Origin of the sequence: Nonomuraea sp. NPDC049695, from assembly GCF_040674955.1 — a bacterium.
GTDB lineage: Bacteria > Actinomycetota > Actinomycetes > Streptosporangiales > Streptosporangiaceae > Nonomuraea > Nonomuraea helvata.
On sequence record NZ_JBFANV010000034.1, the window covers coordinates 53,864 to 68,031 of the forward strand.

Below are 14,168 nucleotides of genomic sequence, written 5' to 3' on the forward strand. Positions count from 1 at the left end.
GTGGCCGCGTGGGGTGGTGAGATGGGGGGCATGAAGCGGGAGGCGCTGGGAGCCGGGGCGGCCTTCGCGGTGGGCGTGGTGCTCATCGTGGGTGGGGCGGCTCTGGAACGTGGGGTGCCCACCTGGGTCCTGTGTGTGCCGCTGGCGATCTCCTGTGCCGGGGTTCTGGTGCGGCAGCGGGCGCCGCTGGCCTCGCTGGGGCTGGGGGTTGTCGCGGTCGCGATCGACGCCGTTGTGGGGCCGTCCTTGGCGACGGTCCTGGTTTTCACCGACAACCTTTACGCTGCCGCGCTTTACGGGCCGGCGCGGTTTGCCCGGTGGTTGCTCTTCATCACCGCTGCGCTCGCGGTGGGGGCCGGGGCCGTGGCCGGGTTCCTGGAGGAGAACTGGTGGATGCTCGCCGTCATGGGGGTGCAGGCGGGGCTGGTGCTGGTCACTCCCGTTACCACCGCGATCGTTCTGCGGGAGCAGCGGGATCGGGCGGCGGCGGAGCGGGTACGCGCCGAGCAGGTGGCTCATCTGGCCGAGCTCGATCGGCAGGCGGCGGTCGCGGGCGAGCGCACGCGGATGGCGCGGGAGCTGCACGACATGATCGCGAACCATTTCAGCGCCATCGCCATTCAGTCCACTGCCGCGCTGTCCCGTAAGGACCTGGATTCGGCCACGGTCCGGAGAGTCATGGAGTCCGTACGGGAGAACAGCGTGAAAGGGCTGGCCGAGATGCGAGCCATGATCGGGCTGCTGCGGCAGGACGGCGACGATTTCGCGGAAGCCACTCGGCCGCGGCTGGCCGATGCGGGAAGTCTGGTGGAGAGGGTGGCGCGGGCCGGGTTGGTCGTCGAATTGCGGGTTCAGGGGGAGGTTCGGGAATTGCCGGCCTCTGTTGATCTCGCCGGATACCGGATCGTGCAGGAGGCTCTCACCAACGCGCTCAAGCATGGCGGCTCGCCTGTTCGGGCCCTTATTTCTTACGAGGCGGGGCAGGTCCTGGTGAGTGTCGAGAACGTGGTCGGCGGGCGTGGGACGCGGTTGCCCGGTGCGGGGGCCGGGCTGATCGGGATGCGGGAGCGGGCCTTGCTGGTCGGCGGTTCTTTCGAGGCTGGGTTGTCGGGGGAAGGTGATTTGTGGCGGGTGGAGGCAGCCTTCCCCACTGCTGATGATCAAGGACCACCCGCTGTCGATGAACTGGGCGTGCTCTTCCGATTTGGTGCGGATCCCTCTCCGCGGGACCTGGGTTCAGGTTCTCATGGGGAACCCGTCCCATCTGTTCTGGAAGTACGGGCGGAGGAGGCGTGAGGTGATGACCATCAAGGTGTTGGTGGCTGACGATCATGCGGCTGTCCGCGCGGGGATCGTGCTGATTCTGGGCGGCGTCCGCGATATCGAGGTGGTCGGCGAGGCCGCGGATGGAGAGCAGGCCGTGGCCATGGCCCGGGAGATGCGGCCCGACGTGGTGTTGATGGATGTACGCATGCCGCGGCTCGACGGCATTTCCGCCACCCGGGAGCTGGCGGGCATCAGTGATGTGCTGATCCTCACCACGTTCGACCTCGATGAATATGTTTTCGGAGCGCTCCGGGCGGGAGCCGCCGGATTCTTGCTGAAGAACACGGACGCCGACTCGCTGGTCGAGGCCGTGCGGTTGGTGGCGCGCGGCGACGGGCTGATCTCTCCCGGGGTCACCCGGAAATTGATCTCGGCCTTTGCCGGTCAGGCGCCGCGCCGGGAGCCTGCGGCCGATCCAGGGAGCTTGACGCCCCGGGAACGGGAGGTGCTGGCGTGCATCGGGAGAGGGCTGTCCAACGCTGAAATCGCCAGAGAGCTGGATATGGCGGAGGCCACGACGAAGACGCATGTCAGTCGGGTGTTGAACAAGCTGGGGTTGAAGAGCCGGGTGCAGGCGGCGATTTACTACTCGGGAGAAAGGGGCCTGGAGGCTTAATCTGGGCGTTGTGAGCACGCCGTCGCCCCCGCCGCCAGAAGAGCCCACACCGCGTCAGGAAGGCTCGTCTGAAGAACAGGCGGGGCAGCCGGGTTGGGTGCCGCCATCTCAAATGCCGCCGCCTCAGGTGCCGCCGTCTCAGGGCCCGCCATCCCAGGGCCCGCCATCCCAGGGCCCGCCATCCCAGGGCCCGCCGCCTCCAATGCCGCCCTATGGTCAGCCGCCCCAGTACGGCCAGCCGCCCTATGGCTCGCCGCCTCCATCCACGGGCACCTCCACCGGCGTGCTGATCGCATTGATCTTCGCCGGTCTGGCCATCTACAGCGTCCTCAACGTCGTCATCGGCGTCCTCGTGTTCATCGCCGCGGGCTCCGGGGGTGCCGGCGTCACCCCTTACCTGATCACCGGCACGGTCCTGCTCGCCCTCATCGGCCTCGGCGCGGGCATCGGCCTGCTCTTCGTACGCAGGCAGCCGTGGACCAAGGGCATCGGCCTCGGCCTCATGATCGGGTGGGCACTCTGGTCCATCGTGTCCGCCGGCTACTGCACAGGGCTCAACCCGGGTCTGTATGGCTGACATGCCCTACCACGAGATCTTCGTCGGTCTCGGCGTGCTCGTGGCCTCCGTCGTCTTCGTACGGGAGGCGAGGACGAGAGGCGCGCTCAACGAGCAGTCGCTGACGGCGGTCGCCGGCGCCCTGGTCGGAGGAGCGGTCGGGATGCGGCTGGCGGGCTGGCTCGAGACGCTCGACCTGCAGGACCTCTGGCTGTACGGCTCCCGCAGCATCCTCGGCGGCCTGACCGGCGCGTACGTGGGCGTTCTGATAGCCAAGAGGATCATCGGCTACAAGGAGCGGACCGGCGACCTGTTCGCCCCGGCCGTGGCGCTCGGCATGGCGGTCGGCAGGATCGGCTGCCACCTGACGGAGGCACCCGGCCGGCCGACCGATCTGCCGTGGGGAGTGCACGCGCCCCCGACCACCCCCGAATGCCCTGGCTGCCTCACCGGCCAGGCCATGCACCCGTCGTTCGTCTACGAGATCGTCTTCCAGCTGGCGGCGTTCGCCGCGCTCCTGTGGGCACGCAAGCGGCTGACCCAGCCGGGCGAGCTGTTCACGCTCTACCTGGCCGCGTACGCTGCCTTCCGCTTCCTCGTCGAGTTCACCAGGGCGAACGAGACGGTCTGGCTCGACCTGACCAGGCCCCAGTGGTTCCTGATCCCGAGCCTGCTGCTGCTCGCGCTCAGGCTCGGGTACGGCTGGCGGCGCGGCTACTACGATCCCCTTTTCGAGCGAAAGGTCATGACATGAGCGCAGGCATGGGTCTGCGGGGCGACCGCATCCACAGGTACGTCAACGCGTTCTGCCCGCACTGCCACGGCCAGGACCTCGACAAGGTCGAACGGCTGAGCGGCTATCTGGCCGAACGCGACGGCAAGGTGTGGCTGGAGCGCGGCTGCCGCGAGCACGGCCTAATCAGGACGTTGTACGACGAAGACCCAGAAATCCTGAAATATCTCGAAGAGTGGACCGCCCCGACGAAGCAGCACGTACCCGATATTTCCGGGAACTTCCGTCCGATCCCCTCCGCCTACCTCCACGGCCTCCCCGAGATGCAGACCCAGCACACCTGCATCCTCCTGGAGGACATCGCCGAAGCCTGCAACCTACGCTGCCCCACCTGCTTCGCCGACAGCTCCCCTGACCTGACCGGCATCGTCCCCGTACACGACATCCTCGCGAACGTCGACCAGCGCCTCCAAAGGGAGAACGGCAAGCTCGACGTCCTCATGCTGAGCGGCGGCGAGCCCACGCTCCACCCCGAGCTCAAAACCCTCCTCACCGAGCTCGAGGCACGGCCGATCACCCGCATCCTGATCAACACCAACGGCGTGCTCATAGCCAGGGACGACTCCCTCCTCGACCTCCTCACGGAACACAGGGAGCGAGTGGAGATCTACCTCCAGTACGACGGCCCGTCGGCCGAGGCCTCGAAGCACCACAGGGGAGGCGACCTCACCCGTACCAAGGCCCAGGCGATCAGCAGGCTGTCCGAGCGTGAGATCTTCACGACGCTGGTCATGACCGCCGCGCTGGGGGTCAACGACGGCGAGATCGGCGAGGTCGTACGGCTCGCCCTCGACACCCCGTACGTCGGAGGAGTGTCGATCCAGCCCCAGTTCGCGTCGGGCAGATCGGCCGCCATCGACCCCATGGACAGGCTCACCCACACCGGCGTGCTCAAGCGCCTCGGCCCCCAGACCGAAGGCCTGGTGACCTGGCGCGACCTGACCGCCCTGCCCTGCTCCCACCCGCACTGCTGCTCGGTCGGGTACCTCCTCCGCGACGACTCGAGCAGGTGGCGCTCGCTCACGGCGCTGATCGGGCACGACCGCCTCAAGGAGAACCTCGGCCTGGTCTCCAACCGCATCGCCGACACCGAGCTCCCGCGCGAGCTGCGCCTGGCCGTACAGGAGTCCCTGCTCGGCCTGCTGTCGGAGCAGTCGTCACTGTCGCATCCCCAGATCGGCGAGGTGTGGCGGACCATCTGCGAGAACTGCGACCTCGGCATGTCCACCCTGCTCGCCCTGACGGTCAGGCGGAAGAAGCTGCGCAGGATGCTGGGGGAGCGGGTGGTGCGCATCACGGTCAAGCCGTTCATGGACATCTCGACCATGATCGAGGAGCGGCTCACGCAGTGCTGCGTGCACGTGGGGACGCGGGCCGAACAGGACCAGTGCGCGCCGTTCTGCGCCGTGCAGGCCTGGCCGCAGCTCTCCAGGCAGCGGCTGTCGGTGGTGGCGTCGTGACGGCGCCACGATCCGCTCCGGCCACCGGCGGACCGCCGTACGATCCGCTCCGGTTGTGCGTGTACGCGACCGTCGCGCTGCTGGCCTGGCTGCTCGGGCCGTGGGCGGTGCTGGGGTTCGCGGCGCTGGGGTTCGCCGGTTACTGGAAGGCGCGGCGAGCCGGGCTGACCCGGAGCAAGTGCCTGCTCAGGGACACCCGGCTCGTCCTGGCCTACCTCGGGCTCATCGCCGTCGTGGCGGTCGTGGCGATCATCGTGTGACGGCCAGGAGGTTCAGGACGGTCCACTCCTTGGCGTTCTCGCGGTGTTGCGCGTCCGAGGGCCAGAAGAGGGTCGTGGAGGGGGCGGAGGACAGGAGGCCGTCCATCACGGTCAGGCCCTGCGTGCCGGGAATCCGCTCGCCGAGCCCTGCCGTTTCCCCGGTGGACAGGTCGTACAGCACGCCGAGCGGGGCCCCGCGCTGATCTTTGCCCGCGCCCGCGAGGGCGAGCGCATACCGGTCTCCCACCAGCAAGCGCGGCGAATACGGCTTCAGTTCGGCCGGCAGGATCTTCCGTCCGGTCCCGTCCACGCGCTGCACGAACATCCGGCCCTTCAGATCGCCGGCGCACCACCGGGACGAACACCGCACGACCCGGCCCTTCTCCGGCAACCGCACGTCAAAGGACTGCCTGGTCTCGAGGTTGACGACCCGGTTCTGGTTGCTGATCAGCGCCTTACCGTCGTAGCCGGCCGCCCAGGGCCAGGCGATCAGGTGGAGCCCGTCGCTGCCGGTCAGCCGCGACGGAGCTCCGCCGGTCAGCGGAGCCCGGTAGACGCCGCCACCGTCCTTGAGCGACCAGACGAGGGAGTCGTCCGTGAGGCCGACGCTGTCCACATTCGCGGTGGTCTGCGCGACATGCACGGCCGTGCCGCCCGCGCGCGGCATGATCCAGAAGTGCGTGGGCTTGCCGTACGCCGGGCCGTACCAGGCGAAGTACCGAGAGCCCACCGCCAGGCCCGCCGGGCCGGTCATCTTCTTGATCCCGGGAACCTGGCCGAGCACGCGAGTTGTCTTGCGCATCATGTCGTAGACCTCCAGCCGTGAGGGCTGACCGAGGTCCGGGGCGTTCGTGAACAGCAGCACCTCGGTGGCGCTCAGCGCGGTCACCGGCTGAATCGTCGCGCCCTCGGCGGTTCTCGCCGGCACCTTGGCGATGGCGTTCGGCCACAGCTCGGCAGCCGGCTTGTACCGCGGCGCCGAAGGCGTCACGGCCGGCTGGGCCCTCTGGTCCTCGCCGGACAGCGCCGCCGTCGTCCCGCCCGCCACCGCCACCACCGCGGCCGCCGCGAGCAGCACCCGCACCCGCTGCCTGGTACGGCGTACGCGCCGCCGCGCGGCCACCCCCGCCACGAGATCGAGCCGCTCCACCCGGTCCGCAGCCGTCCGCAGGGTCCTGATCAGGTCCTGTTCGCCTCTCATCGTGCCTCCTGCAGCACTCGCTTGATGCGGAGCTTGTCCAGGGCACGGGCCGCCTGGCTGCGTACGGTTCCACGAGAGATGCCGAGAATGTCGGCGATCTCCTGGTCCGACAGGTCCTCGTAGTAACGCAGCACGAGTACGGCCCGCTGCTTGCGGGGCAGCTCCTGGAGTTCGGACCACAGGTCGGCGTCGCCGTACCGGTCGGGCTCGCCGTGCTCCGGTACGTCGGCGACCAGGTTCTCCCTGCGCCGCCTGCGCCACGACTTGATGTGGAGCCTGACCATGGTCGTGCGCACGTACCCCTCGGGGTCGTCCTTGTTGCGCACGCGGGACCAGGCGTCGCCGAGGCGGGTCAGCGCCTCCTGTACGAGATCGGCCGCGTCCTCGGAATTACCGGACAGCACGTAGCCGTACCGGAGGAGCGCGTCGCCCCGGGCTCGGACGAACTCGTCGAAGTCTTCCACGAACCCAGGGATCGACGAGGGCGCGTTACTGTTGCACGTGAAACCTGGTTATTCGGCGGGGACGTACAGGCTGAGCGTCTCGGCGATGCAGGCCGGCCGCTTCTCGCCCTCCACCTCGATCGACATCTTCAGGCTGGACAGGTAGCCGGCCGGCGTGCCCTTGACGTCGAGCAGTTCGCCCACGGCCCTGATCCGGGCGCCGACGGGGATCGGCCTGGGGAAGCGGACCTTGTTGAGGCCGTAGTTGACCCCCATCGCGATGCTCTCGACCTTGACCATCTCGAACATGAACGACGGCAGCAGTGACAGGCTCAGGTAGCCGTGGGCGATCGTGCCCCCGAACGGCCCCTCCTTGGCCCGCTCCACGTCAACGTGGATCCACTGGTGGTCGTCCGTGGCGTCGGCGAAGAGGTTGACCTGTTCCTGGGTGACGGTGCGCCACTCGGTCGGGCCGAACTTCTCGCCGACGGCCGCCTTGAGCTCCTGAACATTCGCGAAGGTCCGCATGGATCCGAACGCTATTGCGCGGGCGGGACGGCTGCCAAGTTCGGTGGCCGCGCGCCGCGCGCGTGGAAGTGGCCTTCGAACCCCGCAACGCCGAGTGGCTCGGCAATGCTCGCCCTGTTGCGAAGATCTTTACTCGAAACCATCGCATAGGTGTTCGAGTCCGCGCTACAGTTCTAGGTACCGCAATCGAACAAGGGTTCGGCCTGGTGAGAGGGGGTGTGTCCGATGACGGTGCTCGCGCCCGCCCGCGCTCGGACACGCCGTAGCACTTTCTTCCCAAATCTAAGACGGCCGCTATATCCGGCAATAAAGTCCGAGAGCGTGGACCCTGTGCGAAACCCCTACGCCCCCGGCGCCGGGCAACGTCCCCCGGAGCTCGCCGGGCGCGACCGTGAGCTGCAGCAGTTCGAGGTCGTGCTGGAGCGGGTGGCCCGTGGCCGTCCCGAGCGCAGCATGGTCGTCACCGGCCTGCGGGGCGTCGGCAAGACCGTCCTGCTCAACACGTTCAAGTCCATGGCCATGCAGCGGCTGTGGGGCACGGGCAAGATCGAGGCCCGGCCCGACCAGTCGATCAGGCGTCCCGTGGCGGCCGCGCTGCACATGGCCATCCGCGAGCTGGCCCCACGCCACCGCGCTCCCGAGCGCATCGAGGAGTTCCTGGGGGTGCTGAAGGCGTTCGCCATGCGCGATCCGGCGGCGGCCAAGGGCACCTCGCACTGGTCGCCCGGCATCGAGGTGCCCGCCAGCCGCGGGCGCGCCGACTCCGGCGACCTGGAGATCGACCTCACCGAGCTTTTCGTCGACGCGGCGGGCGTGGCCACCGACCTGGCGGTGGGCATCGCCCTGTTCATCGACGAGATGCAGGACGTGCAGCCCGCCGACGTCTCCGCGCTCTGCGCCGCCTGCCACGAGCTGTCACAGTCGGGCGGGCCGCTGATCGTGGTGGGCGCCGGGCTGCCGCACCTGCCGAGCGTGCTGTCGGCCAGCAAGAGCTATTCCGAACGGCTCTTCCGCTACGCGCGCATCGACAAGCTCGACCGGGAGGCGGCCGATCTCGCGCTGATCCTTCCGGCGCGTGAGGAAGAGGTGGAGTTCACCCAGGAGGCCCTCGACGCCCTCTACGAGGCGGCCGACGGCTATCCCTACTTCGTGCAGGCGTACGGCAAGGTCGCCTGGGACCTCGCCCCGCGCAGCCCGATCACCCTCGACGACGTCAAGGTCTCCGCGCCGGAGGCCGAGGAGGAGCTCGCGGTCGGGTTCTTCGGCAGCCGCTACGAGCGGGCCACCCCGGCCGAGCGCGACTACATGCACGCCATGGCCCAGATCGGCGACGAGCCGGTCGCCACCGCGGAGGTGGCCGACGCCCTTGGGCGAAAGCCGTCCAGCCTCTCGCCCGCCCGTGACAGCCTCATCAAGAAAGGGCTCATCTACAGTGCCGAGCGCGGCCTGATCGCGTTCACGGTGCCGCACTTCGGGAAGTTCCTGCGCGCTCAGCCGGTCTGAGCGGCGCCCCTAGACCTCTATTGGGCTGTCTAGTGGGGAAGCTAGACAGCCCAATAGAGCAATATCGGCATGCCTGTCGAGCGGAATCTAACGCTCTATAGCGTCAGGCCGATACCTGCGTATATTCCGGCAGAGATCCGCTGCCTGCACTGCTGACCACGGCCATTCGCACCGCCGGGCGCCGGCCGCTGAGGTAGACGGCGAAGACGACGTCGTCCTGGTCGTGGTTCTGGAAGGCGAAGAAGCGCCAGCACAGCTCGCGCCAGGTGTCGTACGGCTCGGCCGAGGTCAGTTCGCCCTCGTGGGCCCGCCATGTGCCGCTCGCCTTGAGGCGCGCGAGGGTGGCCGACTCGGCCGGGCCGCGGCGCTGCTCGCAGGGGGCGCGGAACCGTACGCGGTCGATCAGCTCCTCGATCTCGGGGGAGAGGACCGCGAGCACGACGACCCCCGCGGCCGTCAGCCAGGACAGGTGCGTCACGGCCAGCCATCCCGGCACCGGCGCCCACACCGACAATCCCGCCATTCCGGTCAGCGCGAGTGTCCTGCCGATCGAGCGCAGTCCGACGGGCGCGGCGCTCACCTCGCCGAAGCAGCCGCAGCCCGCGTCCGGCCGCCGCCTGCGCAGCTCCAGCAGCACGTACGTGGACAGGGCGAAGAAGGCGACCGTACCCCACCGGAAGATCGGATGCGTGGTGACCAGCAGCCCCACGGCCAGCACCACCTCGCCGCCCGCGCAGACCAGCAGCGCGGCGGCCTGCAGGCGGCCCGGCACGAGGACCGCGGGCCCCAGCCTGGACAGCGCGCCGGGCTCACCTCCGGAGCGCACGGTGCTCACCTTGGCCACCATGCCCGCGAGAAGCAGCACGATCAGAAGCGGCAGCTGCGATCCGAGCACGCCCGTGTCACCCCAATCCGATCTGAGCGTTGAAGCACCCTTTGACCAAGTCGCCGCCGAGCTCCACGTAGGAGAACGGCGACAGTTCCACGATCCTCCCGCGCGGCGAGGTGTCACATTCGACGCAGCGGTCGCAGAAACGCCCGGCCACGCATCCGCACGCCACCACGGGCACGTTGGCGTTCCGCTGTGAGCACAAGTTCCTGACCTGCAGCAACGACCCCACCGCGAGGTACGGCAGGCCGGTGCACGACACCCCGGCATCCGGGCAGCCGGTGTCCTGCCGCTCCAGCATCGGGTACGCGGCGCCGCGCTCTTCCTGGTCGAACGTGTCCGACCAGGTGGCCGGGCCCGAGATGCGGGACTGCAGCCCGGCGTAGGCGGGCGGCGGGGCGGGGACGGCGCGGGCCGGGTAGGGAGGCTGCGAGGTCGCCGGCAGCAGGGCCAGGCTCGCCCCCTGCTGCCTGATGCCGATCGCGTCGAACAGGTACCCGGGCTCGAACATGGGATGCCGCACCTGCAGCCGCCCCGACGCCCGGTAGGGAATGGTGATCGTCCGGTGGCCGCGGTGGGGGCCGCAGTCCAGCTCGACCGTCAGGTCCCTGCGTCCGCTGATCGACTGGATCGTCCCGGTGATGCGGGTGGTGTCGGCCCAGATCCGCTCGACGACGCGCCCGGCGCGGGTCCGCATCGTGACCATGGAGCCCGCGGCGAGGTCGGCGGGCGCGACGTCCTGCCCGTGCCAGGCGGTGGCCCAGGGGGCGATCACGAGCCGCTCCTCGGTGCCCGCGGGGGTCTCGATGATGATCAGGTGCGGGCTGATGTCCATGATCTCGCCGGCGACGGCCCGGATGGGCTCTCCGTCGTCCGGATCGGGGCCGGGGACTCCGGACTCGCGGCCGAGCGCGGCCGCGGCGAGCACTCTGCGGCGATCAACGCTCGGATACCCCATCGGCCCCTCCTTCGTCGGGTACTAGATTCACACGACTTGGGGGTGGCTCACACCGTACCGGCGCAGACGGGAGCAAAATACGCATCCCCGGGGAAGTGAGTTGACATCCGGCGACGAACAAACCGCCACCGACCTTGACCGACCTTTATCGTTGGCAGACCGAAACCTGAATTCTGGTTCAGGCTTAATAGGGCATCAGGCTGCGATTCTGGCGACGATGCAGACCACCGGCTGGGAAGACGAGTTCCGCGAGTACGTCAGGGCGCGCGGTCCCGCCCTGCTGCGCGCCGCCCATCAGCTCACCGGGCATCCGCTGGACGCGGAGGACCTGCTGCAGAACGCGCTGACCAAGACGTACCTGGCCTGGAACCGGATCGAGGACCGGGGGGCGCTCGACGGCTATGTGCGGCGGGCCATGGTGAACATCAACATCTCGCAGTGGCGGCGGCGCAAGCTGGAGGAGTACCCGTCGGACGAGCTGCCCGAGACGTGCACCTCTTCGGAGGAGCCGCACGGGGATGTGCACGAGCAGCTGGAGCAGGCCCTGGGCGAGCTGCCGGAGCGGATGAGGGCGGCGATCGTGCTGCGGTACTACGAGGACATGACGGAGCCGGAGATCGCCAGGACGCTGGGGATCAGCGTGGGCACGGTCAAGAGCACGGTGTCGCGGGCCATGGCCAAGCTCAGGAACGCGCTGGGGCGCCGCTGAGACCGTTATGCGCGTTCTGTCTCGTACGTGTCATGCGCGCCGGCCGTGGCGCATGGCCGTACGACGTCCCTGATCTTCCTCAGCGTGGTCAGGAACGTCTCCAGCTCGCCCTCGCCCAGCAGCCCGGTGAACCACTCTTCGATGTCCTTCAGGTGCTGCGGCAGCACGGACTCCAGCCGCTTGCGCCCGGCGTCGGTGAGCACGGCGTAGGAGGCCCGCCGGTCGCTGGAGCAGGCCGCCCTGGCCACCAGCCCTTCCCGTTCGAGCCGGTCGACGACCCTGGTCACCCCGCTCGTCGACAACTCGGTCTGCGCGGCCAGATCGCTCATCCGCAGCCGCTGCCCCGGCGAGCGGGCCAGCCTGATGACGGTCTCGAAATCGACCTCGGACAACCCTGCGGCGCTGAGCGCCGGCTGGAGCCTGGCCATCAGTCCGGCGTGCGTCTCCGCCAGCAGTCCAACGGCCGTCAAGCGCGGGTCGTCAAAATCCATCACATCCATAGAGTAGCGGACGATAGTTGACGCGAGGAATATTCCTCGTGTAGAAATTTGTTGCCGCAGACATCCGCACCGCAACTACCCCTCTGAGGAGAACCCCATGACCACCCGCACCTGGGAGTCCCTGACCATCCCCGCCGCCGGGACCTACAACCTGGACGTTGCCCACAGCCGCATCGGTTTCGTGGTCAAGCACATGATGGTCAGCAAGGTACGCGGTCACTTCGGCACCTTCAGCGGCTCGGTCACGATCGCCGAGAACCCGCTCGAGTCCACCGCCGAGCTCACCATCGACGCCGGCAGCATCGACACGGGCATGCCCGACCGCGACGGTCACCTGCGCAGCGAGGACTTCCTGTCCGCCGAGAAGTTCCCGCAGATCACCTTCAGGAACGCCCGCGTGGTCAGCCACTCGGACGACGAGTTCACCGTCGTCGGCGACCTGACCATCCGCGACGTGACCAAGCAGGTCGAGCTCAAGGTCGAGTACGGAGGCGCCGGCACCAACCCGTGGGGTGGCTCGGTCTGGGGCTACTCGATCTCCGCGGAGATCGACCGCGAGGAGTTCGGCCTGACCTGGAACCAGGCCCTGGAGACCGGCGGCGTCCTGGTGGGCAAGAAGATCAAGATCGAGATCGAGGGCGAGGCGAACCCGGCCGCGTAGCCTGGCGTCGTCGATGTTCGATGTACGTTATCCACAGCCTTGAAGCCCGTCCACGCTCTGGGCGGGCTTCATCCACAGGTAGTTACCCACAGGCTGTTGATAACTCTTGGTGAAAGGCGCGGGAGCAATCACTTTGCCGCCTCGCCAGAAGGCCGGTACGCTGTGCTGAGCCGCGATGGCTTCCGGGAGGATTCGCCTAGTCAGGTCTATGGCGCCGCACTGCTAATGCGGTTTGGGTTTACCGCCCATCCGGGGTTCAAATCCCCGATCCTCCGCAGGCGAGAGGCCCTCTCCCCAGTTTTGGGGAGAGGGCCTTTTTGATCTCTGTGGGCGTCAGGGTTGCAGTTTGGGTTGCAGTTGGCCTCAGGGCGATCCCCAGAGGGCCGCGGCCATGCGGCGATGCCCGCGCCGGCGTCCCCGCGCCGCGCTGCGGCCTGAGGGCTGGTCACGGCGCGGGCGCCGCGCGGGGCATCGCCGCACGCCCGCCACGCCGCAACCCAACAAACGTGCCGACCATCGCCACGCCGCCGCATGACTCCAGGACGCTCACTCCGAACTCAATCGTCAACAATAGTTGACGGCAACATGCCGGTCAATCTAAGTTGACGCCATGGGAAGGGATGAGAAGCCCGGAAACAACGATGTACCGACGCCGGTGATGGTCGATGTAGGTGATCACGCGCTATGCGCACAAGTCCGAGGGAAAGGCCCCACAGCGGTTCTCGACTGCGGCGGCTCAGGGCAGGGCGTGGGCGTCTGGGGGGAAGAATTGGAGCGCGCGTTGGCCGAGCGTGTCACTGTGGTGACTTACGATCGGGCCGGCGTCGGCCGCTCCGGTGGATCCCAGGCCCGTACCGTCACCGAGATGGCCGACGACCTGCGTCGGCTTCTTCGCGCCCTGCACCTCGAACTGCCAGCGGTATTCGTGGGCTGGTCCTACGGTGGGCTCGTCACTCAGCTTTATGCCGCCCGCCATCCCGGTGACGTCGCGGGGCTGGTCTTCGTGGATCCGACCGCCAGCGGAACCCCGCCGGGCTCGGCACTCGTACGCGACCTGTCGTTCCTCCTAGCCCCACGGCTGCTGCGCCTGCGTGCGATGTTCGGCGGCACCCACGCGCGGCCACTGCGCGAACTGGCCGTGACCTTGACCGGGATGCAGAACGCCATGCGCGAGGTCGCCCAGGCGCGTCAGGAGAGCGGGTTGCCACCTGTGCCTATCCGTGTGATCACGGCAGGCAGGCGGCCGCGGATGCCCAAAGCGCATCTGGAGCATCTGAACGCCGACCATCGCGCTCTGGCCGGCCAGTCCCCGCACGGGCAGGTGATGGTCGCCGAGCGTGCCAGTCACCAGGTTCCACTTGAGCAACCCGAGATCATCATTCAGGCGGTTGAGGAGGTGTTGGGGCTGCCGCCAACATCGTAGGAAGACCTGAACGGGTGAGTCGCTGAGATTTCCGATGCTCCCCCTACGATCGCCATGCCTGGTTGGTCGCCGTAGGTTCACATCCCCGATCCGCCGCAGGCGGAGGGCCCTCTCCTTTGATCGGGAGGGCCTTTTTTCAAGGGCGTCATAGTTGCAACGGCTAGGGATTCTCCAGAGGGTGGAGACGAGCGTCGTGCACTCGGACGTTCCCGACGCCAGCCTGCTGGAGGATGGCCTTCCAGCGCTTCCAGTGCCCAGTCTGCATGTTGAACGCGGCCGATTTCGCCGCGTACTGGGAATCGCAGGGCGGATTGCGCGGTGGAGCGATTCAACGACGCCCGG

At 68.3% G+C, this 14,168-nt stretch carries 16 protein-coding genes and 1 tRNA gene; 11 read left to right on the forward strand and 6 right to left on the reverse strand.

Annotated elements, in window-relative coordinates; all coding sequences use genetic code 11:
* The first annotated feature begins 30 nt into the window (after nucleotides 1-30).
* The 6 genes from AB0J64_RS27470 (at nucleotide 31) to AB0J64_RS27495 (ending at nucleotide 5,011) form a co-directional block, all read left to right on the forward strand.
* Entirely contained in the window at nucleotides 31-1,296 is a 1,266-nt protein-coding gene (locus tag AB0J64_RS27470) for a histidine kinase (RefSeq protein ID WP_364032511.1), read from the forward strand.
* 4 nt (nucleotides 1,297-1,300) lie between these two features.
* Entirely contained in the window at nucleotides 1,301-1,942 is a 642-nt protein-coding gene (locus tag AB0J64_RS27475; protein WP_364032514.1) for a response regulator transcription factor, read from the forward strand.
* A 283-nt stretch (nucleotides 1,943-2,225) separates the two neighbouring features.
* The gene (locus tag AB0J64_RS27480; RefSeq protein ID WP_364032517.1) at nucleotides 2,226-2,519 is read left to right on the forward strand and encodes a hypothetical protein; all 294 of its coding nucleotides are present in this window, start codon (nucleotides 2,226-2,228) and stop codon (nucleotides 2,517-2,519) included.
* Nucleotides 2,512-3,252 carry a prolipoprotein diacylglyceryl transferase family protein gene (locus AB0J64_RS27485; RefSeq protein ID WP_364032520.1) on the forward strand — a complete coding sequence of 247 codons (741 nt, stop codon included), beginning with the start codon at nucleotides 2,512-2,514 and terminating at the stop codon, nucleotides 3,250-3,252. Before AB0J64_RS27480 ends, AB0J64_RS27485 begins: the two co-directional genes overlap by 8 nt.
* The gene (locus tag AB0J64_RS27490; RefSeq protein WP_364032523.1) at nucleotides 3,249-4,751 is read left to right on the forward strand and encodes a radical SAM protein; all 1,503 of its coding nucleotides are present in this window, start codon (nucleotides 3,249-3,251) and stop codon (nucleotides 4,749-4,751) included. The genes AB0J64_RS27485 and AB0J64_RS27490 overlap by 4 nt, the downstream gene beginning before the upstream one ends.
* Entirely contained in the window at nucleotides 4,748-5,011 is a 264-nt protein-coding gene (locus AB0J64_RS27495; protein ID WP_364032526.1) for a hypothetical protein, read from the forward strand. Before AB0J64_RS27490 ends, AB0J64_RS27495 begins: the two co-directional genes overlap by 4 nt.
* Here the strand turns inward: AB0J64_RS27495 and AB0J64_RS27500 are convergent.
* Genes AB0J64_RS27500 through AB0J64_RS27510 form a run of 3 tightly spaced genes read right to left on the reverse strand, consistent with a single transcriptional unit; the run spans nucleotide 5,001 to nucleotide 7,183 of the window.
* The gene (locus tag AB0J64_RS27500; RefSeq protein WP_364032529.1) at nucleotides 5,001-6,212 is read right to left on the reverse strand and encodes a hypothetical protein; all 1,212 of its coding nucleotides are present in this window, start codon (nucleotides 6,210-6,212) and stop codon (nucleotides 5,001-5,003) included. The genes AB0J64_RS27495 and AB0J64_RS27500 overlap by 11 nt on opposite strands.
* Nucleotides 6,209-6,676 (reverse strand): SigE family RNA polymerase sigma factor, encoded by a 468-nt coding sequence (locus AB0J64_RS27505; protein WP_364032532.1) that lies wholly within the window; start codon nucleotides 6,674-6,676, stop codon nucleotides 6,209-6,211. Before AB0J64_RS27505 ends, AB0J64_RS27500 begins: the two co-directional genes overlap by 4 nt.
* Before the next feature lie 48 nt (nucleotides 6,677-6,724).
* Nucleotides 6,725-7,183, reverse strand: a complete 459-nt coding sequence (locus AB0J64_RS27510; protein WP_364032535.1) for a MaoC family dehydratase — start codon at nucleotides 7,181-7,183, stop codon at nucleotides 6,725-6,727.
* A gap of 321 nt (nucleotides 7,184-7,504) precedes the next feature.
* On the opposite strand from AB0J64_RS27510, the gene AB0J64_RS27515 reads away from it, so the two are divergent.
* Nucleotides 7,505-8,686 carry an ATP-binding protein gene (locus tag AB0J64_RS27515; RefSeq protein WP_357614026.1) on the forward strand — a complete coding sequence of 394 codons (1,182 nt, stop codon included), beginning with the start codon at nucleotides 7,505-7,507 and terminating at the stop codon, nucleotides 8,684-8,686.
* Nucleotides 8,687-8,789: 103 nt separating this feature from the next.
* On the opposite strand, the gene AB0J64_RS27520 is transcribed toward AB0J64_RS27515, so the two are convergent.
* Together AB0J64_RS27520 and AB0J64_RS27525 are read right to left on the reverse strand one after the other, a co-directional pair.
* Nucleotides 8,790-9,581, reverse strand: coding sequence for a MauE/DoxX family redox-associated membrane protein (locus tag AB0J64_RS27520; RefSeq protein WP_364032542.1), 792 nt, complete (start codon nucleotides 9,579-9,581; stop codon nucleotides 8,790-8,792).
* 7 nt (nucleotides 9,582-9,588) lie between these two features.
* A complete protein-coding gene (locus tag AB0J64_RS27525; protein WP_364032545.1) occupies nucleotides 9,589-10,533 on the reverse strand; it encodes a hypothetical protein in 945 nt (314 codons plus the stop codon).
* 217 nt (nucleotides 10,534-10,750) lie between these two features.
* Between AB0J64_RS27525 and AB0J64_RS27530 the strand changes: the two genes are divergently transcribed.
* Nucleotides 10,751-11,242 (forward strand): SigE family RNA polymerase sigma factor, encoded by a 492-nt coding sequence (locus tag AB0J64_RS27530; protein WP_364032548.1) that lies wholly within the window; start codon nucleotides 10,751-10,753, stop codon nucleotides 11,240-11,242.
* Between the two features lie 5 nt (nucleotides 11,243-11,247).
* Here AB0J64_RS27530 and AB0J64_RS27535 read toward each other — a convergent pair whose 3' ends face one another.
* Nucleotides 11,248-11,733 carry a MarR family transcriptional regulator gene (locus tag AB0J64_RS27535; RefSeq protein WP_364032677.1) on the reverse strand — a complete coding sequence of 162 codons (486 nt, stop codon included), beginning with the start codon at nucleotides 11,731-11,733 and terminating at the stop codon, nucleotides 11,248-11,250.
* A 106-nt stretch (nucleotides 11,734-11,839) separates the two neighbouring features.
* Between AB0J64_RS27535 and AB0J64_RS27540 the strand changes: the two genes are divergently transcribed.
* The 3 genes from AB0J64_RS27540 (at nucleotide 11,840) to AB0J64_RS27550 (ending at nucleotide 13,826) form a co-directional block, all read left to right on the forward strand.
* On the forward strand, nucleotides 11,840-12,403 hold the full coding sequence (locus AB0J64_RS27540; RefSeq protein ID WP_364032551.1) for a YceI family protein: 564 nt from the start codon (nucleotides 11,840-11,842) through the stop codon (nucleotides 12,401-12,403).
* A 185-nt stretch (nucleotides 12,404-12,588) separates the two neighbouring features.
* Nucleotides 12,589-12,678, forward strand: a tRNA-Ser gene (locus tag AB0J64_RS27545).
* Between the two features lie 383 nt (nucleotides 12,679-13,061).
* Entirely contained in the window at nucleotides 13,062-13,826 is a 765-nt protein-coding gene (locus AB0J64_RS27550) for an alpha/beta hydrolase (protein ID WP_364032680.1), read from the forward strand.
* The last annotated feature ends 342 nt before the right edge of the window (nucleotides 13,827-14,168 follow it).